Annotated in this window: 22 protein-coding genes and 1 pseudogene; 14 read left to right on the top strand and 9 right to left on the bottom strand. The window is 41.8% G+C overall.

The window, feature by feature from the left end:
- The first annotated feature begins 58 nt into the window (after window positions 1-58).
- Window positions 59-985: a 2-hydroxyacid dehydrogenase gene (locus PPIS_RS09100; protein WP_010378893.1), complete on the top strand. Its 927-nt coding sequence runs from the start codon at window positions 59-61 to the stop codon at window positions 983-985.
- Between the two features lie 136 nt (window positions 986-1,121).
- Window positions 1,122-1,256, top strand: coding sequence for a hypothetical protein (locus PPIS_RS25615; protein WP_010378895.1), 135 nt, complete (start codon window positions 1,122-1,124; stop codon window positions 1,254-1,256).
- 27 nt (window positions 1,257-1,283) lie between these two features.
- On the opposite strand, the gene smrA is transcribed toward PPIS_RS25615, so the two are convergent.
- Both smrA and PPIS_RS09090 read right to left on the bottom strand, forming a co-directional pair.
- A complete protein-coding gene (gene smrA, locus PPIS_RS09095) occupies window positions 1,284-1,865 on the bottom strand; it encodes a DNA endonuclease SmrA (protein WP_010378897.1) in 582 nt (193 codons plus the stop codon).
- A gap of 108 nt (window positions 1,866-1,973) precedes the next feature.
- A complete protein-coding gene (locus PPIS_RS09090) occupies window positions 1,974-2,213 on the bottom strand; it encodes a hypothetical protein (protein WP_010378899.1) in 240 nt (79 codons plus the stop codon).
- Window positions 2,214-2,573: 360 nt separating this feature from the next.
- On the opposite strand from PPIS_RS09090, the gene PPIS_RS09085 reads away from it, so the two are divergent.
- The 6 genes from PPIS_RS09085 to PPIS_RS09060 all read left to right on the top strand — a co-directional run bounded on the left by PPIS_RS09085 (window position 2,574) and on the right by PPIS_RS09060 (window position 9,885).
- Complete coding sequence (locus tag PPIS_RS09085) at window positions 2,574-4,184, top strand: diacylglycerol kinase family protein (RefSeq protein WP_010378901.1); 1,611 nt, start codon at window positions 2,574-2,576, stop codon at window positions 4,182-4,184.
- 80 nt (window positions 4,185-4,264) lie between these two features.
- On the top strand, window positions 4,265-5,668 hold the full coding sequence (locus tag PPIS_RS09080; RefSeq protein ID WP_021032594.1) for a sigma-54-dependent transcriptional regulator: 1,404 nt from the start codon (window positions 4,265-4,267) through the stop codon (window positions 5,666-5,668).
- A 15-nt stretch (window positions 5,669-5,683) separates the two neighbouring features.
- On the top strand, window positions 5,684-5,899 hold the full coding sequence (locus PPIS_RS09075) for a histidine kinase (RefSeq protein ID WP_010378905.1): 216 nt from the start codon (window positions 5,684-5,686) through the stop codon (window positions 5,897-5,899).
- Window positions 5,896-7,380 carry a sensor histidine kinase gene (locus tag PPIS_RS09070; protein WP_010378906.1) on the top strand — a complete coding sequence of 495 codons (1,485 nt, stop codon included), beginning with the start codon at window positions 5,896-5,898 and terminating at the stop codon, window positions 7,378-7,380. The genes PPIS_RS09075 and PPIS_RS09070 overlap by 4 nt, the downstream gene beginning before the upstream one ends.
- Window positions 7,370-7,819 carry a response regulator gene (locus tag PPIS_RS09065; protein WP_010378908.1) on the top strand — a complete coding sequence of 150 codons (450 nt, stop codon included), beginning with the start codon at window positions 7,370-7,372 and terminating at the stop codon, window positions 7,817-7,819. Before PPIS_RS09070 ends, PPIS_RS09065 begins: the two co-directional genes overlap by 11 nt.
- 113 nt (window positions 7,820-7,932) lie before the next feature.
- Entirely contained in the window at window positions 7,933-9,885 is a 1,953-nt protein-coding gene (locus tag PPIS_RS09060) for a response regulator (protein WP_010378910.1), read from the top strand.
- Window positions 9,886-9,912: 27 nt separating this feature from the next.
- Here PPIS_RS09060 and PPIS_RS09055 read toward each other — a convergent pair whose 3' ends face one another.
- From PPIS_RS09055 to PPIS_RS09035, 5 genes are all read right to left on the bottom strand, one after another.
- Window positions 9,913-10,167 carry a hypothetical protein gene (locus tag PPIS_RS09055; protein WP_010378914.1) on the bottom strand — a complete coding sequence of 85 codons (255 nt, stop codon included), beginning with the start codon at window positions 10,165-10,167 and terminating at the stop codon, window positions 9,913-9,915.
- Window positions 10,151-10,588 (bottom strand): phage holin family protein, encoded by a 438-nt coding sequence (locus PPIS_RS09050; protein ID WP_010378916.1) that lies wholly within the window; start codon window positions 10,586-10,588, stop codon window positions 10,151-10,153. The genes PPIS_RS09055 and PPIS_RS09050 overlap by 17 nt, the downstream gene beginning before the upstream one ends.
- Window positions 10,589-10,590: 2 nt before the next feature.
- Entirely contained in the window at window positions 10,591-10,920 is a 330-nt protein-coding gene (locus tag PPIS_RS09045; protein ID WP_010378919.1) for a hypothetical protein, read from the bottom strand.
- Window positions 10,921-11,337: 417 nt separating this feature from the next.
- The gene (locus PPIS_RS09040; RefSeq protein ID WP_010378920.1) at window positions 11,338-11,913 is read right to left on the bottom strand and encodes an outer membrane beta-barrel protein; all 576 of its coding nucleotides are present in this window, start codon (window positions 11,911-11,913) and stop codon (window positions 11,338-11,340) included.
- Between the two features lie 61 nt (window positions 11,914-11,974).
- On the bottom strand, window positions 11,975-12,538 hold the full coding sequence (locus tag PPIS_RS09035; protein ID WP_010378923.1) for a BON domain-containing protein: 564 nt from the start codon (window positions 12,536-12,538) through the stop codon (window positions 11,975-11,977).
- Between the two features lie 316 nt (window positions 12,539-12,854).
- Between PPIS_RS09035 and PPIS_RS25795 the strand changes: the two are divergent.
- The 6 genes and pseudogenes from PPIS_RS25795 to PPIS_RS09010 all read left to right on the top strand — a co-directional run.
- Window positions 12,855-13,049: pseudogene (locus PPIS_RS25795) on the top strand (mechanosensitive ion channel family protein); the annotation flags it as partial.
- Entirely contained in the window at window positions 13,050-13,658 is a 609-nt protein-coding gene (locus tag PPIS_RS09030; RefSeq protein ID WP_010378928.1) for a mechanosensitive ion channel family protein, read from the top strand.
- A 165-nt stretch (window positions 13,659-13,823) separates the two neighbouring features.
- Window positions 13,824-14,270 (top strand): PA2169 family four-helix-bundle protein, encoded by a 447-nt coding sequence (locus PPIS_RS09025; RefSeq protein ID WP_010378930.1) that lies wholly within the window; start codon window positions 13,824-13,826, stop codon window positions 14,268-14,270.
- Window positions 14,271-14,280: 10 nt separating this feature from the next.
- Complete coding sequence (locus tag PPIS_RS09020) at window positions 14,281-14,448, top strand: DUF1328 domain-containing protein (protein ID WP_010378934.1); 168 nt, start codon at window positions 14,281-14,283, stop codon at window positions 14,446-14,448.
- A gap of 40 nt (window positions 14,449-14,488) precedes the next feature.
- A complete protein-coding gene (locus PPIS_RS09015; RefSeq protein ID WP_010378936.1) occupies window positions 14,489-14,680 on the top strand; it encodes a hypothetical protein in 192 nt (63 codons plus the stop codon).
- Between the two features lie 216 nt (window positions 14,681-14,896).
- Complete coding sequence (locus PPIS_RS09010) at window positions 14,897-16,522, top strand: methyl-accepting chemotaxis protein (protein ID WP_081629168.1); 1,626 nt, start codon at window positions 14,897-14,899, stop codon at window positions 16,520-16,522.
- Window positions 16,523-16,791: 269 nt separating this feature from the next.
- Here the strand turns inward: PPIS_RS09010 and PPIS_RS09005 are convergent, their stop codons facing one another.
- Complete coding sequence (locus PPIS_RS09005) at window positions 16,792-18,138, bottom strand: IS1182 family transposase (protein WP_096040876.1); 1,347 nt, start codon at window positions 18,136-18,138, stop codon at window positions 16,792-16,794.
- Window positions 18,139-18,270: 132 nt separating this feature from the next.
- The gene (locus PPIS_RS09000) at window positions 18,271-18,642 is read right to left on the bottom strand and encodes a hypothetical protein (protein ID WP_010370869.1); all 372 of its coding nucleotides are present in this window, start codon (window positions 18,640-18,642) and stop codon (window positions 18,271-18,273) included.
- Window positions 18,643-18,668 lie beyond the last annotated feature (26 nt).

Genomic DNA, 18,668 nt, shown 5'->3' with positions numbered 1-18,668 from the left:
TGCATTGGTATGTCATTTATTTTGCAGTGATAGCGTGTCGAGAGAATAAAGGAACAATATGGCTTTACTTATTTGTGTTACTGGTCGTAATAATGACAAGCTAGTTGCTAAGCTAGCAGCTCTGTTGCCGCAGCAAAGCTTGCTTGAATGGCCCGTTGATGATGTTAGCTTATTAAAGGAGGTCGAGTTTGTGCTGGCATGGAATGCGCCAGAGACGCTATGGTCAAAGCTTCCTAATTTAAAAGTAGTGCATTCCTACGGTGCCGGTGTTGATAGCATTCCGATGCAGCTGTTACCACCAGATGTAGAAGTTGCGCGTATCGTTGACCCAAATTTAGCGGATGATATGGCTGAATATGTATTAGGCCAACTATTAAGTCATAAGCTTAGAGTAAGAGAGTACGGCCACAATCAATCTCAGCAAATATGGAAGCCTAGGCGCGCAAGAGCTGGTCGCTTGGTTGGTATTATGGGGATGGGGCAACTTGGCCTTGCGGTCGCGCATAAGCTACACGTAAATGGATTTAACATCAAAGGGTGGTCCGGCTCTGCAAAACAACTGGACAATATTGAGCACTTCAGTGGGCAAGATGAGCTAGCAGCTTTTCTTTCAGACATTGATTATCTTGTGTGCCTTCTACCATTGACTGAACATACCAAAGGGATATTGAACGCCCAGCTGTTTGCACTCGCGCCAGATCATTGCGTTCTCATTAATGTCGCAAGAGGTGGCCATCTGAACGAGGCGGATTTACTCAATGCGTTAGCGGCTGAGACGTTTGGCGGGGCTATTTTAGACGTATTTGATACAGAGCCACTCCCTGCATCACATGCCTTTTGGCAGCAGCCAAACATTAGTATTACTCCACATGTTGCCGCATTAACCAGTTTGAATACGGCAGCTCAGCAAATTGCTAACAACTATTTAGCGATGCAGGAGGGCAAAGCACTTGTTCATTTAGTTCATAAAAAGCAGGGTTACTAATTGATTAAATAGTTGTAATTAGCCACAGAGTAGGGTGTAAAGAGAATAGTGTAAACTACTGTATAAAAAAACATCTTGAGTGTTTATGAATGATGCATTAATTTAACAAAAAAACAATAATAAAAAGGTCTAACCCATGAAGCAAAGTCAAGGTGGCGCGAAATTATCACTTGTTGTGGTTTCGGTTATTTTGTTAGGTGTATCAGCTTGGTTTAATCAAGCGAGTGCAAGTGAACTTCAGGGGACGACACCCACCGCAAATAGCAAATAAGCCGAGTTTTACTCGGCTTTTTGTTTTTTAGCGTTTAGCGTGACGCTCTCTATTTTCTTGTTTTTTCTCATCACTCTTTCTTAGTAGTACGTAAGTAGAGCCGCTACCACCATGGCATTTTAATGCAGAGTGAAATGCCAACACTTGTGGCATTTCTTGCAGCCATTTATTTGTATAGCTTTTCAGTACAGCGGGAAAGGGTTTACTGTTTAAACCGATACCATGCCTTAATAACAATACTCGGATGCTTTTTGCATGGCAATCTGTAACAAAGTCAAACAAGGCTTTGCGGGCATCATGAAATGGTTTGCCATGTAAGTCTAAGGTAGCATCAACTTGGTATTTACCTAATCTGAGATTTTTGTATACACCATCTTGGACGCCGCTTTTTTTATAGGCGAGTAGATCGTGCGGATCTAATAGATCAACGTATTCTGTGGATAAGTAATTAGGATCAAACTCAAGTTCTTGTTCGGCAGCCTCGCGTTTTGCGAGTTGCGAAATAGTTGGTTCGTTTTTGTGACGGCGTAATTCTGCTTTTTTGTCGTGAGCGAGAGGAGTGACGTCGCCCATTGAAGCTAAAAATAGTTCTTCATCAGTCATGGCCATACTGCTTCTCCATTAACAAGCAATGATGGCCATGATTTTAGCGCACCGAAGTGAAATAGGGAACTAGTCGCTAGGAACTAGTCGCTAGGAACTAGTTACTGCAAAGAACTAGTGAACTTCCAGCTGACCAAAGGTATAGACTTTGAATAGATAAAAAGTATTTATCAAAATCAAGCTAAGGTTAGAAATTACACTGGTGTTCATCAGATCAAGGCTAAACGAGATAAAAAGTACGCCACATGCGCACACAGCAGCTACTCTTAGTAGCGTTTTATGGTTAATAAAAAAGGCACCAAAACCTAAAGTAAGTAAAATTAAGTTAAGTAGCCAGTCGAGCTCGTTTGCCATTGTCTGTTTGGTTCTCCAAATGCGTTTAAAGGATCGCCATTATGGTGATCATTTATGCTTCATTCAACTGATAAATTTTATGATTTTCACATTAGAAATTTTAATGAATTAATGGTGGCTGAATACTTATGTAGCAGCGCTTGCATAAGTCGTTACAAATACCCAGACGCACTTTTTATTTCTTTGTGAATAGTCTCAGCTATAGTTAAGTATCTTCATGATTATCATAAACAAGTTGATGAATCAGCGCAGATTAATAAATGCATATCTATACTTAGTTACATATGTACAAACCTAAGAGAGTTCCGCATAAGGCGATAATAAAAAGCCGTAGGCGACAAAAATAATTAAGGAAAGGCAATGAAAATGCTTAAGTACTACCTGTTTGCAAGTCTCTGTTTAGCCTCACTCACGATCCACAGTATTGGATCTTGGCTAATGTTGCCGCTTGCGTGGTTTACCGTCTCTTTTTCTTTAGTTACTTTTGCTTATGCAACCAACTATCCGCACATATTTAGAAAGCACGGTACAGGCAAAATTCCTTGGTATATAACCTGGCTATTTTGGCCTTACTTAGGCTGTGTACATTTATACAATGCAATTGAAAGAGGTAGAGATGTTGTTGATGCATTTCAGCCGCTTACAGATAATTTATTTGTTGCTTGTCGGTTATTTCCAAGCGATGTGGATATGCTTAAGGCGGAAGGGATTGAAGCCATTTTAGACGTAACTGCTGAGTTCGATGGGTTAAACTGGTCAGCAGAACAGCAAGGCTTACACTACCTCAATATTCCAGTGTTAGATCATCAAGCGCCTACCTCTGAACAGTTAGCGCATGGCATGGCATGGATAGCAGCGCAGCACGAACTAAAACGGAAGGTTGTAGTGCATTGTGCGTTAGGTCGAGGACGCTCAGTGTTCTTTTGTACTGCTTATTTACTGGCAACCAACCCTGATTATACCGTCCGTGAAGCACTCGAAAAAATACAAAACCGCCGTGAAACGGCGAGGTTAAACAAGCAACAACTTAAGGGAATGACAAAGCTACATCACAGTCAAAACTTTACCCATAGTGAGCAGGCGGCGTTAGTCATAAACCCTGTACCAGGATCGGGTAAATGGTTTACCTATGAAAATGACATTGTGGGTATGCTGACGGAAAAATATAACTTATCGATTCACTTTACAGAGAAAGAGACAGATGTCGCGGCTTTAGCTAAACAAATCATGTCTGATAAACAGCCAAATATCATCATAGCAGGGGGCGGTGATGGCACATTAGCAAGCGTCGCCCATGGTGTTCATGAAAACGATGTACTGTTTGGTATATTGCCTTTAGGTACTGCAAATTCCTTAGCGACCGTGTTACTCGGTTCACTGTCCAAGATAGATCCTATCAACCGCGCTTGTGAAGCAATTTTAGCGGGTAAACCTAAGCCTATTGATCTAATGAACTGTAATGGCCGCACCGCGCTTTTAGCGGCGGCCGTTGGCTTTGGTCAGGAAATGATAGAAAAGGCTGGGCGTGAAGAAAAAAATAACTCGGGGCAATTAGCCTATATTCGAGGCCTTTGGCAGGCGGTAAGTGAGAATAAGCCCCTAAATTTTAGAGTGAGCTTTGATGGCGCTGAGCAATCTCAGTTAGAATGTGTTAGTCTGGTTGTAGCGAATGCAGCACCAAAAACCACAATTCTTGCTCAAGGTCATGGAGGGCCAATCTATGACGATGGCAAACTAGATATTACGATTTTACCGGTTGAACCGGATGGTGCGCAGAATCTTACGGTAGCTGAACTTATTTTACCTAAATTGGACGGCAAACCTTCTAATATTCGCACCGAGCAGTGCGAAAAGATAAACATAGAATTTGAACAAGAACAACACTTTGCACTAGATGGTGAAGTGCTTAGTGCAAAAAGTATTGAAATAGTGATCCAGAAACACGCGCTGAACGTAATGGTTCCGAATTAGGCATTTTGCGGCCATTCATTAGTGTGCGAGATAAAAATCAAAAGTGGAAACACTATTGGAGCATTGAGAGAGGGACTCAATTGAAAACCGTTTTATTAGTAGATGATGATCATGATTTTGCAGAGCTGGCTTGCCGTATAGTTGAATATCTGGGCCATGACGCGTGCTTAGCGAATGACTTGGCATCGGCCAGACAATGGCTAGAAACGCAAAGTTTTGATCATATCTTTCTTGATTTTATGCTGCCAGATGGCAGTGGTTTACATCTAGTTGATGAAATTAGAGCCGCAGGGATCCGTACACCAATAACTATGGTTACGGGACATCCATCAGTAAAGTCAGCATTGTCGCAGCTTTGTCATGATGGATTGAATTATCTCACTAAGCCCGTTGACGCAGATGATTTTAGAAATGCGTTAAGCCCTTCCAAGAACAAACCCAAGCGAACCGAAAGTCAAGCGCATTTTGGTGTGTTGCTGGGCGAGTCTGCCAAAATGAAACATCTATATAAGATGATAGAGCGCGTGGCAGGTACCGACGCTAATGTGATGTTGATGGGGGAAAGCGGTGTAGGTAAAGAAATGTTTGCCCGCGCAATTCACAATGCTAGCACAGTGACAGGGGATTTGGTTAACGTAAACTGTGGTGCAATCCCGAAAGACTTGATCGGTAGCGAACTATTTGGTCATGAAAAAGGCGCGTTTACGGGAGCAAATGCTCAAAAAGTTGGAGTATTTGAACAAGCAGAGAATGGCACTTTGTTTTTGGATGAATTAACCGAAATGCCAATCGAGCAACAGCCAAACTTACTACGTGTACTTGAAACACACACGGTGACACGAGTCGGTGGCACAAAGCCGATAAAAGTAAATTGCCGGGTAATATCGGCGACTAACCGTAGTGTCGAGGATATCGCTACCAATGACGTACTGCGAGAAGACATTTATTTCCGTTTAGCGGTATTTCCAATCCACATTCCACCGCTCAGAGAGAGAAAAGAAGACATTCCATTACTTGCCGAGCATTTTCTCCAGGGTTTGAATAAAACAGGTAATAGTCAGTATGTGATTAAGGCGGCAGATATGAGCCGCTTGGTTGACTATGACTGGCCCGGGAATGTGCGTGAACTCAAGCACACAATTCATCGTGCCTATATTATGGCAGATCACGATGACCATAGCTTAGTATTTGATGCGAACTTCGCTTCACCATTCGCGCAGGCGAAACGCATGGTGGAGCATGCGCAGTTAAATCGCGCTTCAATTCCACCACAGGTGGGCACTTCAAGCAGAGCAAATGCGATTCAAGTACCAACGCCTGAAATGAAGCCCGGTAAAACGATTGAAGAAGTAGAAAGAGAATTGATCTATCAAACGTTAGAATCAGTAGAAGGAAATAAGACGCTGGCCGCGCGAATGCTTGGGATCAGTACAAAAACGCTCTACAACCGTTTAAACGCCTATGAGGGAGAAACACAGTCATAATTTCGGGGAGGAACAATGACACAACATGATCAAGGTACGCTCGCGAAGTTAGTGCATGACGCACGCAAGCCTTTGAATCAAATTTCAATGAATTCAGAGTTGATCAAACTTATCGCTGAACAACCTGATTCTCAACAACAGATAATCGAGATAGCAAATACGATTATTAAAGCAACCAAAGAGTGTAGCGAGCTGTTACAGACGCTGGTGGAGCAAGGAAATGATGAGTGAACAATGAGTCCAAGTTTAGTTATTTTATGAACTTAAGTAATAAACTTAACTTTATCTGGTTTGCGGTTGTTGTGAGTGTTGGCCTTGTAGCGTCCAATGCCCTAATCGGTTTTAACAATGTTAAAGAATTAAACCAAGTTCAAGAGAGTATCCGAAACACCAGCGAAGTAATGATATCTCTGGATCAGCTGCATATTGCGATGTTAAATGCGGAGGCAGGACAACGGGCATTTTTAATCTCAAATAAAGAAGGCGATTTAGCACCTTTTATAAAAGCATTGCAAAATCTTGATGAGAGCATAGCTAAAGTTGGTCAGAATCACTCTGAAAGCGATGTACAGCAGCAAAAAATTAATCGTTATATCGAAGGGGTAAAAGCGCGATTTAAAACTTTGCAAAGTACGGTGATTGTTGCACGTAATACAGATATGGGTAACGAAGCTCAACTACTCGACCGAGCTGCAGAATCAGGTGGGGATCTACGAGATGAGTTCACTCAAATCATGGCCGCAGAAGTGGACATCCGGACCATTCAGCTGAATCAGTTAAAACGTGTCCGCAAAGAAGCGCAAGTTAATATCGTTGTATTTACTTTGCTGAGCGCCGTGATGATTTTTGCTATTTTGCTACTTTTGGTCGTCAATCTACGCAGCGCAAAGAAAGCAAAGAGCGAGTTAGAAAAAGCGAACGATCATTTAGAAGAAAAGGTGCAAGCGCGTACCGAAGCGTTAGAACATTATGCTGAAGAGCTAAACCGTAGTAACCGGGAGCTCGAAGACTTTGCGTTTGTTGCCTCTCACGACCTGCAAGAACCACTAAGAAAGATCCGCGCTTTTGGCGATCGCATCGAAAAAAATTATGGTGAGCACCTTGATGACAAGGGCAAGGATTATTTGGCTCGAATGACGAGTGCCGCACAGCGGATGTCAACGCTTATCACTGACTTGCTTGAGTTATCCCGAGTTACCACCAGAGCAAAGCCTTTTGAAGAACAGGATCTCAACCAAGTTTTACAGTTTGTGTTGGACGATTTAGAAATTGCAGTAAATGACAGCAGTGCGAGCGTAAACTCGGACGTGTTACCAACAATAAAATGTGATGCTAGTCAAATACACCAGCTGTTTTTAAATCTACTTTCCAATGCTATTAAATTCAGAGTAGAAGGGCGCGATCCGATTATTACAATCGCGGTTGAAAACACTCAATTGATGAGTCAAGATGCTTACACTTTTGTGGTAGAAGATAATGGCGTTGGCTTTGATGCTGAATATGCTGAGAAAATATTCTCGCCTTTTCAACGACTACATGACAGAAAAAAATATGCTGGTACTGGCATTGGTTTAACCGTGTGTAGACGCATTGTTGAGCGACACGGCGGAACGATTTCAGCGACCAGTGAAGACGGTAAGGGTGCTAAATTCACGATCACACTACTCGCTGAACCAGCACCAATTATTCAGGAACTGAAGAATGAACTATAAAAAAACTCAGCCGATCCATATTTTGATGGCGGATGACGACGAAGATGATCGCTTGTTGGCTCAAGACGCTTTAGAAGAAAGCCGAGTACTCAATGCATTTCAGTTTGTTAAGGACGGGGTTGAGCTTTTGGAATATTTGAGAAATGAGGGGGAGTTTACTGATAAACAACGATACCCAAGACCAAACCTCATTTTACTTGACCTGAATATGCCAAGAATGGATGGTAGAGAAGCGTTACAAGAAATCAAAAAAGACCCAATACTACGCTCTATACCCGTGGTTATCTTAACTACTTCCAAAGAGGAAGAAGACAAACTGAGAGGGTATGACTCAGGCGCTGCATCTTACATTACTAAGCCCGTGGATTTTGATGGTTTAGTTGATTTGATGAAACATTTAGGCAAGTACTGGATTGAAATAGTAGAGCTGCCAAATTAATCCCATAGCGCTTGTGCAAACAAGCGCTACCTCACCGCAAGTCGTCCTATACTTGTTTCAACATAACGTGACGACCCAAACGAATTAATATCACTTCATTTGTGGAGGCTAGTATGACAAAGGAGTCGGTCAGTGAAGTCAATGTGCTGCTCATTGAAGATGACGAAGACGATTATATTTTAACCTTAGATTATTTACAGTCTATTCCTAACTTTAAATTTAATCTCGTTTGGCAAAGCCAATACCATCAAGCGCTAGAAGCACTGGAGAGTAATGGCTTCGATCTCTGCTTATTGGATTATCAATTAGGCCCACAAACCGGTTTGAGCGTGTTAAAAGAAGCCAGAGCGAGACAGGTTCATACGCCGATAATCATGCTGACGGGGCAATCAGATGAAGTGTTAGATAACGAAGCCCTAAAAGCGGGTGCTGAAGACTTCGTGCTTAAGTCCGAAATAAGCAGCGCTCGATTTATTCGTTCCATTCGCTATGCTTTGGCACGCAAAGAACTTGAACGTGAACGCCTGGAGCGATTGCGAGTGGAGTCCGACAGTCGAGCAAAAGACCGCTTTTTGGCACATTTAAGCCATGAGTTGAGAACACCGTTAACGTCTATTTTAGGTTACACCAATCTCCTCTTATCTCGGGAAGAGTTGCAGAATGTTAAGCCTGAGCTTTCTATAATCAATAACAATAGCGAGCACTTACTTAACTTATTAAATGATGTACTCGACCTATCCAAGTTAAATGAAAATCGGTTACAGCTAAATAAGCAAAGCACGTGTTTGAATGGCTTTCTAAGTGATTTATATAGCCTGTTTAAAATGGCCGCGGCCAAGAAAGGCTTGAGTTTTAGTATTGAAGCTAAAACGCCACTTCCTCAAGATGTAAAGATTGATAAAACACGACTGAAGCAGGTACTTATCAACATTATTTATAATGCGATTAAGTTCACAAGTTCCGGTTTCGTGAAGGTTGAGATCACGTTACAGGCTGATGCAAAACTTGAGTTCAAGGTGATTGATACTGGTATTGGTATTCCTTGCGAGAAGCTTAAACGTATATTTAAACCTTTTGAACAAGTACAAAACGTCACAACGCGCACGGATGAAGGCGCTGGTCTTGGTTTAGCTATTAGCTCTGCACTCATTAAATTGATGGGAGGCGAGCTTGCGGTTGAGTCGACTTTGGGAGAGGGGAGTGAGTTTGGTTTTAGTATTGATCTTGATACTATCGATGGAATGACTCTGGCGCCATTGATGCTAGATAAAACCCAAAATGCGACCGATAACTCGCTTCCATCTGATTTGCAAGGGCATATCCTTATCGTTGAAGACATTAGTGAGATCCAGATGTTGTTGCGCACCCTGATAGGTCAAACCGGTGCAACCGCTGAAATTGCGGGCGATGGCATCGAAGCGCTTGCGATGCTTAAGGATAATCCTGATAAGTATGACTTAGTCTTTATGGACTTGCACATGCCAAGAATGGATGGCCGAGATACGATTGTTGCACTCAGAGAGCGTGGTATTGACTTACCTGTTGTCGCACTAACGGCGGCCGCTCAAAAAGGCACAAAAGAAGAGTTAGTGGCGCTTGGCTTTAGCGATATGATGAGTAAGCCTGTTAATGTCTCTGAGTTAGGTGAATATTTAGCACACTACTTGAGTGATGAATTGGCAACATCTAGCGATGATATGGCGCAAACTACCGGTACTTTGCGGTTTTTAGTGGTAGAAGACGACGCAGATACACGCAACCTGCTTAAGCTGTTACTTAATTCACTGCAAGTGAATGTGGTTACGGCTGAGTGCGCGCAAACTTGTTGGCAGCACTTTGTTGGTTCTGAGCGCTTTGACACGATTTTACTGGATATAGGTCTGCCCGATAAGTCCGGGCTTACGCTTGCGCGAGAGATTAAAGCACAAGATCCTAATCAGCATATCGTGATTGCAAGTGGTTTTGATCCAGAGCCGGAAAAGTTGGCTGAGTCACAAGTGGATGAAGTGTTATTAAAGCCAATCACACTGGTGGATTTGAAAGAAATTAAAGAAAAGCTGGTTTAGATAAGAACCAAAGAATAGCGCAAGGAATTAAATGATACCTTGCGCTATTCTTTGTAGTAGTACGATTTTTCTTAGTGCACCAAACTTGCCATATTTAGCGCTGAGTGCGCCAAACATAAACATGAAGCCTAACCCTTGAGGTGAGCTAATCGCGCCGGTAAATACTTTTTTGGCTTTCACTTGGGTAAGGTGATTAAAATGTCTAGCGGTAATGAGCTTTTTCTTCTCTATCACCACTTCTTGGTGCAACTTATCAGTGATGAATTCAGCGAGCTTCGTCATTACTTGCCTCCTGCTTCGCAACTGGAGTATAAAACCCAGACGTCAGGTCGTTTATGCTGTTATTAAAGAGTTTTAGCCCTGTGATGATCAAGTAATAAATCATTGCGATATTGATAGTAAGTACAATACCCGCCGAAATAAACCAGCTTAGGCCTGCATAGGTTAAGGCGTAAGCAAATAACACGTGCAAGCTGCCCCATACCATCGCCGTTAAAATTAAAGAAAACAGAATTAACCCGAGCGCGATACATAAAGTTTTTAAATTAGCTCTGAACTTGGCACCTAATAGGTTAATTTGTGCTTCCGCGATTTGCTGATAACTGTCGAATAATAGAGACACAGAATCTTTAAGTTCAGCGAGCGCTGGCGTGCGCTCGTGAGCTGCTGCTTGACGGTCTCTTAGTTGAGCTTGGTCTTGCATGATTACTTATTCCTTAACAGCATAGTTGCCAACATACCGAGTGAAAATGCGATACCAGCCGTTTTTACTGGGTTTTCCGTTGCATACTTTTTCACACCAGATGTATTCCACGCACGTTCCCACTCTTTACGCTTGGCACCAATGGCTTCGCCTGAGTTATGGCCTTTTTCGCGCAGCGAGGTTTCAGTGCGAGACGCTGAAGCGTGCAGTGAATCTACTGACGCATGTAATGTATCTGCAATTTGATCCGTAACTGGGTGACTAGAATCATGGCCATTTGACTGTGGTTTTGCTGTGTTACTTGTCTGTGTTTGGTTTGCTTGATTACTCATAAACTACTCCTTATTCGTTTAGTTCACTGTATTTGTTGCAAACCCTTTGCCAACTTAAAACTTTATAAATATCAGCTTGTTATCTATTTTTTATATTTTGTGTCGGTAGATGCGATACGAAGGGTGTAAATGTTACATAGCAGAACCTACAGGGTGTAGAGTTTAAAAATGCGACAGATTTCATTTCTAGCTGTGACTGGTAAATATTACATCTAGAGATTGTTTATCTTTAAACTCTATTTTCTACAAATAAAGGAATAGCGAGAAAGCAATCATATTATTCAATATAGAAGCCGTACATTGAAAACAAAAAAGGCGCTACCAAGAGGTAGCGCCAAAACCAGACTCTTGTGGAAGAGCCAGGACTGAGTCAAAGGGGAAATAATTGGGAGGCTATAAATTAGCCATCAGTACTGCTTAAAATTGATACTCAATAGAGACTGCTGCTACGTCCATATCTGGATCAATATCGTCTTCAAGTTCGTAGCGCGTATATTCTAAACGCATGTTAATGTTTTCGTTTAGGTGGAACTCTACACCGGCACCATAAAGCCAGTCGCCACCTTCAAGGTTAGATGAAACACGACCCACAGCTGGAATATCAGCATAGATATCTGCATCCCATTCAAGCCAACCACCTTTTGCGTAAACTGAAAAGTATTCGTTTAATGGGGCTGAGAGACGTGTAGATAAAGAAATACCGTCGATTTCAGCAGAGTTGTCAATGTCACTTGCTTCGTCGAAGTTTTCATAGGCAAGTTCAAAGCTCCAATATGGATTGATTTTTGTACCCACATACGCTTTTAACATAGACGAGTCATCATCGAACGAGGTGTCGTTCTCACGATCTTCCCACTGAAAAGAGTATTGGCCATAACCGATACCTGTATAAATTTTATAATCTTCTAGTCCAAAATCACACTCCGCGTGAGCAGCGGTAGATGCAAGACCTAGAGAAGCTAGTAGCGCAGCGGCAATAGTTAATTGTTTCATCTTTACTCCTTAAATCAATATAAATATGGGAGGGGGGAGTACCCCCTCAAATCAAAATTGCTTATGATTTTTTAGTAACGCGAAGGTTATCTTTTACATCTTTAACGTCATTGGCGTTTTTTGCGATTTGCACAGCAAGTTTACGCTCCGCTTCGCTGCCAACATGACCGTTTAGTGTTACGACTAAACCTTCCACATCAACATCGATGTCAGTACCATCTACATCTGTGTCAAACAGGTAGCGAGACTTAATTACTGTTGCGATTTTTGCGTCAGTAAAGCCGCTATCGCTTTCGTAGTTACGCTCTTTTTTGCGTTCATCGGACATATCCACGATAGTCAGGTCGTTTTTCACTTCTTTTACGCCGTCGATACCTAGTACCAGTTCTTCAGCTAGCTTTTTGTCTACTGAGTGTTCAACTTTACCAGTTAGCACTACAACGCCATTTTTTACATCTGTGTTAATGTCAAAGTTGTTCAGCTCACCGTTGAAAAGTAGCGTCGCTTCTGCTTTACCGTCTATCCAAGCATCGCTTGCTTCTTTTTCCCAAGAATTATCAGCAGCGAACGCTGAAGCAGTAGTAAGTGAAGATACAAGTACAGTTGCAATTAATGTCTTTTTCATAATTAAACTCCTTTAATTTCGTAGTCGAATTACCTATTGCAGCTGTTGTGCCATGTTGTAAATTATTGAATTTTATGTGTTTTTATTTTGTTGGTAAGTTTTAAGGAAGAATTTACCGAGAAAATGTGTACATTACTTTGTAATAATTACCTTTTTCATGAACGGCTAATTAATATCAGTAGGAATGATTACTGCATTCTATCTTTGTCGCGTACTTATATAGGAATGAGTAATTATGAATTTAGAAAAATTTTGGACGTTAATTAATGATAAGTTAATCTCTTGGCTTGAATCCGGTGTGTAGTTACTACCGAATATGATCCTAGCCTTAATGATACTAATATTCTTTACAGTGCTGGCTAAAATATCAACAATCTGGTTTTCTAAAGCGATTAAAAAAGCAATAAAGACAGAACAAGTTGCTTCTCTTATTAGTTCCATATTTAAAGTCTCTATTATTACCATTGGGATTTTCTTCGCTTTAGATATAGTAAAACTATCAGGTGCCGTAATGTCACTGTTGGCTGGGGCGGGGATCATTGGCCTTGCTATTGGCTTTGCATTCCAAGATATGACCGAGAACCTCATCGCTGGATTTGTGATGGGAGTCAGAAAGCCCTTTATGGTCGGTGACATTATCAGAACCAAGGATTGCTTTGGCACGGTAAGTAAAATCAATTTGAGAAATACCTTAGTAGAAAACTTTTACGGCCAGCTGTCTTATATTCCCAACAAAATTCTCTTTAAGAATGAGTTACAAAACTACACTAAGCTTGGTAAGCGAAGAATAGAAGTACCAGTTGGTATCTCTTATGCGGATGACCCAGAACAAGCCCGAGAGGTGATTGTTGAGGCAATTAACAAGCTTGATTTCGTAGTAAACCAAAAAGAAACGGATGTCTATGCTGAGTCTTTTGGTGATAGTTCTATCAATCTACTCGTGTGGTTTTGGATAGACTACCCAGCTGATCCCGGCTTTATGGTGGTCAGGCACCAAGCAATTTGTACAATTAACCGTGTTTTAGCCGATAACGATATCTTAATTCCTTTCCCTATTAGGACGATGGACTTCAATGCCAAAGGCAGCACGACCTTAAGTGTGCAATTATCACAGGAATAATTTACATCTAGTTTGTAATATTTTCACCGGTCTGAAAGTGCTTATATTAAAAACCCTTGTAAAATAAAGGTTTATAATTTGGCATTTAATCTGCATTGACGAAAGGGACAGAAAATAATATTTGCAAAATGCACTTATTAAATATTGCAACGAAAGGAGTTATTTATGGCAGATTCAAATTACGACATGGAGCCGGTAAAAGAGCTCATTAAAGTATTAAATGGTGGTGTTGATTTTTACACCGAAGCTAAAAAGAAGCTAGATAATATCGAATTAAACCGCGTATTTGACCAAATGATTGTAGATAAAGCGCAAGCAATCTCGGATCTACAACCATTTGTTCTTATTGACGAGGGTGAAATCGAGACTGATTCAGCGCTTAGCATCGACATTCGTGAATCGTACACCAAGTTGGTTGGTATGGTGAGCACCGACAAAGAGCACACCTATATTTCTCAGCTAGAAGAAGTGGAAGATAAAGTGTTGAGCAAGCTTGATAAAGCGCTAAGTAAAGATCTTCCACCTAAATGCAAGAGTGTATTACTGCAAATTCAAACCAGAATGCAAGCTTGTCACGATCAAATGAAGCAGTTGCAAGAGCTAACTGCCTAAGGAGAATGTTATGTTGAGTTGGGCTGTAATGTTTTTATTCCTAGCACTTGTCGCAGCCGTGTTAGGTTTCACCGGAATCGCGGGCGCTGCAGCAGGTATGGCGAAAATTCTATTCTTTGTGTTTATCGCCTTTATGATTATTTCGTTTATTTTTGGTAAAGCACGCGCTCCCAGGTAAAAGGGATTTAACGTTCTAAAACGGTTTTAGGAGATAGATTATGAAATCAGCAATTACATTAGCTAAAGCATTTGGTTTTGTTTCAATTTTAGCACTTTTTGGTTGTAGTGAAGGCCCAGCGGAAGATGCGGGTGAGCGTTTCGATGAAACGGTGCAGGAAGTGGAAAACAGTGTAGAAGATGCCTGTGAAGATGTAAAAGAGAACCTGAACGCAGAAAACGAAGAGTGTTAAGCAAAAACAATTTCGACGTGGAATGTAAGAGGAGAAGCCGATAAAGCTTCTCCTCTTTTTTGTAATAAGTTTAAAAATCAATACCCTAAAAAGGGGGGACACAGTAAATAAATATGATGCACATCAAAATCACGCTGCTTAATCTGCAATTAATATTGTAATCTACGAACTTTGAGTAATACTTTATTTCTATGTTTACTCAATAAAAATCAGATTATGCTAAATAGGGTTTCAGTTAAAAGCAGATTGTTGTCGCTTTCAGGCATACCTGCTGTGTTTTTTATTCTTGCAACCATCTTCACAATCGGAACATTATCAAACCTTATCAATTACATTGACCGTATTTATGACGACAGAGTTGTACCGCTTAGACAAATAAAAGTGGTGTCAGATAACTACGCGGTGGTTATTGTGGATACGTTTCACAAGTTACGAGGCCATCAACTATCCAATGGTGCTGCGTTAAAGCAAATCGAAGAAGCTAAGAATATCGCTGAAAAAGAGTGGAATAGCTATTTGTCCACGGACCTTACGAGCGAAGAGCGAAGCTTAGTAAAGCAAGTTGAAAAAGCAGAATTAAGCGTCAAACAACTGCTGTCTAATTATATTAACCGAGTTAACGCAAATACCTTTGAAGAAATTCCTTACGATAAATTTGTACATGACCTCTATGCGGCCTTCGATCCGCTTAGCGAAAGCTACAGTGCCCTAATTGAATTGCAGCTTACTGAAGCGAGTGCGCTTCGGAACGTCGGTCGCTCAGAAGCCAGTGCGACAAAAGCGGCGATGATTATCTCTTCCGTTGTTATTGTGGTAGTAATGGTGCTAATTGGCATGTTGATATTTAGGTCAATTAATGAACCGCTTAGCCGCTTACGTATGCGTATTGGTAATATTGCAAGAGATGCAGATTTAACACAAAGAGTGGTAGTTGAGGGGCAAGATGAGTTAAGTCAGATAGGGAATGACTTCAATACCATGGTGTCTAGCTTACATGAGCTAGTTACCAATCTAGTCACAATCGTGAATAGCCTTTCTACGACCTCGAACGAGTTGAATGGTATCAGTCAGTCGATTGCGGGCACTTCGCAAGAGCAAGAGCAGCAAACTGTGATGATTGCAACCGCAGCAACAGAAATGAATAGTGCGATACAAGAAGTGGCACATAATGCGATGAATACCGCGAACAAAGCTGAGATGTCCGGCAAGCTTGCGAAACAAGGGATGGATGTTATTTCGCAAAATATTCAGGCCATTGAGCGCCTTGCTAGTGAAGTAGGAGATAATGCGCAGTTAATTAAAGCGTTGAACGATCAGTCTAATGAAATCAACCAGGTTGTTTTAATGATCCAAGGTGTGGCTGAACAAACAAATCTTCTGGCATTAAACGCTGCAATAGAAGCGGCGAGAGCAGGGGAGTCTGGCCGAGGTTTTGCGGTTGTTGCCGACGAAGTCAGGCAATTGGCACATAATACGCAAAAAGCCACAGAATCTATCCGAGATATGATCAGCAAGTTACAGGGCATGGCACAAAACGCAGTATCATCAATGGAGAATGCGCAATCAAGCGCAGCTGCGGGGGTAGATAGGGCTAATGAATCAGCTCAAATAATGACCGATATTGATAAGGCGGTGGATGAAATCGTTGGTATGAATATTCAGGTTTCAACGGCGACAGAAGAACAAACAACGGTGGTTGCGGAAATCAGCGAAAATATTAATGATTTCAGTAGCAGTATTTCTGAAATTACCCGAAATGCACAGAGTAATGCCGATGTAAGTAATGACTTAGAAGCGTTAGCCGAGCAGCTAAACAGCCAAGTACTAGTATTTAAAGTTTAGTAATATTAGGGCCGAGCCTGTTTAAATCAAACAGTAAAGATCAACAGGCCCTAGAATTAAAGAAATAAAAAAACCTCGTCATTGCGAGGTTTCAGATTGATGATAAACCCCGCTTTTTTAAGCGGGGTTTATTTTTCCCAGTTGTTGGAGTAGTTTTCTCTGCCGTAAGTTTCAGCGTTGGTTTTTTGTGTTGGCTAGGCTAATTATTGTGATTTGGTGTGTCCAAGATCGTTTTGAGGGCTTTTAGGGGGAGTTTTCGAGGTTTTTTGCTAGTGTGCAGCCATGAGCGCCATTTTCTTCATATTTTGACATGCCGCTGCTAACAAGCACTGCGCGGTCACTTTTGACAGACCTCTATATCTGCAGTAGCGATGTCCATGATGTTGTTTCGCATCAGCGAAGCTTCTTTCCACCGTTTCGGCTCGTCGTCGATAGAGCTTTTTACCCCAGTCGCTCAGCCTAATCGCATTGGCGTTTTCTACGCTCGATTGCCAAACATGCCGCGTTATAACTTTGGTTTGATTTTTACTGGCTGTACATTGATTTCTGACTGGACAGCGTCCACATTTGCTCGGGTCGGAATGATAGTGACGATAGCCTGTTCGGCTTGTTGTTTTGTAGATTAGAGTTTCACCTTGCGGGCACAGGTAAGTATCTGTATCGGCTTGATATTGATACTCACGTTTGGCGAAGTAGCCTTTCTTTTTATTTGGTCTTCGATACCCCAGCACGCCAACTAATTGCCTTTCTTCCAGATTGTGGCATACCGCGGCGGTAAAATAGCCTGCATCTAGCCCAACCGCGATAGGGTTGAGTGCAAAGGTATCGAGCGCTCTGTCGAGTCGACTGATAATAGGTTGTGAGTCATGGACATTGCCTGCGGTGGCGTGTGTATCAACAATAATGCCGTGTTTACCATCCACAATTCGATGGTCTAGATAGAAGAACCCTTTTGGCTTTTCATCCCGTACCATAAACCCGCTATCTGGGTCGGTGCGGCTGACTTTGGTTGGTTTTGTGCAAGTTGTTTCTTCCTTACACTTCAGGGGCTTTTTTCCTTCATCCTCCCGGTCTTGCAGTACTGCTTCGTTCAATTGCTCTACATACACTGAAGGACTGACTTTTAAGTCTTCTATGTCATAGCGCTTTTTATTGGCATTGGCTTTGAGGTGTGTACTGTCAGCAAATAAGCTATAGCCACCTATGAGTTTTTGTTTCATCGCTTGGCGGACAATGTTATCGAAGATGGATTGATAAATATTGCTGTCTTTAAAGCGCTTTATGCGGTTTTGGCTTAGCGTCGAGTGGTGGATGACATCTTCAGTTAGTCCCATACCTAAAAACCAACGATATGCGACATTGACTTGGATTTCCTTAATCAAGCGACGCTCGCTTTGAATGCCAAACAGGTATCCAAGAAATAAAATCTTGAACATTCGCACTGGGTCAACCGCTGGGCGACCATTGTTTTTACAGTAGAGATGGGCGACTTCATCGCGGATGAATTCGAAATCAATCGCAAGGTCAATCAGGCGAACTAAATGGTCTTTTGGAACCAATTGGTCGATAGCGACCATTTCTAGTTCATATTGCTGAGGGGTTTTGTCTTTAAGCATGGTGAACTCCCTAAACTCACTACGCTTATTAGATCAAAGGGCTAGATCTGTGTCCAGCCCTTTTTCAACAGTCTGAAACCTCGTCATTGCGAGGTTTTTTTATTTATGGAGTTGTTGTTACACCAACTGATATTACACAACACCACGAGGTAAGCGGCAGTCGTGATCTTTTGCTGCTAGTTCAGCAATCCACTGTTCTTCCGCTTTGAAGCCTTCTTCGTTTTCTGTAACGATAGTAAAGCTCGCTGATTTTACAGCTGCAGCCTTAGGCGCTTTCTTAGTCGTTTTCGCTTTTTTGGCAGGCGCCTGCGTTTTCTCACTTGCTACAGCTGACCCTGAAGTTAGCTCTTCTGTTAATTCAGCTACCTCAGCAAGACGCATGTTTTTGCCACCATCGATGCTATACCAACCTGGCTTTGCAGTGATCTCAGGCTTTTTGCCATGTGCAGCTTCGTACGCAGCTTCGAAAGCGCTTAGTACTTCAGTTTTATCTAGTTTACTCATCGTAGATCCTAGTCGTGTTGTACGCG

Origin of the sequence: Pseudoalteromonas piscicida, assembly GCF_000238315.3 — a bacterium.
In the GTDB taxonomy this organism is placed as follows: Bacteria; Pseudomonadota; Gammaproteobacteria; order Enterobacterales; family Alteromonadaceae; genus Pseudoalteromonas; species Pseudoalteromonas piscicida.
This window is presented reverse-complemented; position numbering and strand designations above follow the sequence as displayed.

Coding starts and splice junctions, on each gene's coding strand:
- PPIS_RS09000 (WP_010370869.1), bottom strand. CDS start 18,642: ATGAGTAAACTAGATAAAACTGAAGTACTAAGCGCTTTCGAAGCTGCG.
- PPIS_RS09035 (WP_010378923.1), bottom strand. CDS start 12,538: ATGAAAAAGACATTAATTGCAACTGTACTTGTATCTTCACTTACTACT.
- PPIS_RS09025 (WP_010378930.1), top strand. CDS start 13,824: ATGGCAGATTCAAATTACGACATGGAGCCGGTAAAAGAGCTCATTAAA.
- PPIS_RS09100 (WP_010378893.1), top strand. CDS start 59: ATGGCTTTACTTATTTGTGTTACTGGTCGTAATAATGACAAGCTAGTT.
- PPIS_RS09020 (WP_010378934.1), top strand. CDS start 14,281: ATGTTGAGTTGGGCTGTAATGTTTTTATTCCTAGCACTTGTCGCAGCC.
- PPIS_RS09060 (WP_010378910.1), top strand. CDS start 7,933: ATGACAAAGGAGTCGGTCAGTGAAGTCAATGTGCTGCTCATTGAAGAT.
- PPIS_RS09055 (WP_010378914.1), bottom strand. CDS start 10,167: ATGACGAAGCTCGCTGAATTCATCACTGATAAGTTGCACCAAGAAGTG.
- PPIS_RS09050 (WP_010378916.1), bottom strand. CDS start 10,588: ATGCAAGACCAAGCTCAACTAAGAGACCGTCAAGCAGCAGCTCACGAG.
- PPIS_RS09030 (WP_010378928.1), top strand. CDS start 13,050: ATGTCACTGTTGGCTGGGGCGGGGATCATTGGCCTTGCTATTGGCTTT.
- PPIS_RS09085 (WP_010378901.1), top strand. CDS start 2,574: ATGAAAATGCTTAAGTACTACCTGTTTGCAAGTCTCTGTTTAGCCTCA.
- PPIS_RS09090 (WP_010378899.1), bottom strand. CDS start 2,213: ATGGCAAACGAGCTCGACTGGCTACTTAACTTAATTTTACTTACTTTA.
- smrA (WP_010378897.1), bottom strand. CDS start 1,865: ATGGCCATGACTGATGAAGAACTATTTTTAGCTTCAATGGGCGACGTC.
- PPIS_RS09045 (WP_010378919.1), bottom strand. CDS start 10,920: ATGAGTAATCAAGCAAACCAAACACAGACAAGTAACACAGCAAAACCA.
- PPIS_RS25615 (WP_010378895.1), top strand. CDS start 1,122: ATGAAGCAAAGTCAAGGTGGCGCGAAATTATCACTTGTTGTGGTTTCG.
- PPIS_RS09015 (WP_010378936.1), top strand. CDS start 14,489: ATGAAATCAGCAATTACATTAGCTAAAGCATTTGGTTTTGTTTCAATT.
- PPIS_RS09005 (WP_096040876.1), bottom strand. CDS start 18,138: ATGCTTAAAGACAAAACCCCTCAGCAATATGAACTAGAAATGGTCGCT.
- PPIS_RS09010 (WP_081629168.1), top strand. CDS start 14,897: ATGCTAAATAGGGTTTCAGTTAAAAGCAGATTGTTGTCGCTTTCAGGC.
- PPIS_RS09040 (WP_010378920.1), bottom strand. CDS start 11,913: ATGAAACAATTAACTATTGCCGCTGCGCTACTAGCTTCTCTAGGTCTT.
- PPIS_RS09065 (WP_010378908.1), top strand. CDS start 7,370: ATGAACTATAAAAAAACTCAGCCGATCCATATTTTGATGGCGGATGAC.
- PPIS_RS09075 (WP_010378905.1), top strand. CDS start 5,684: ATGACACAACATGATCAAGGTACGCTCGCGAAGTTAGTGCATGACGCA.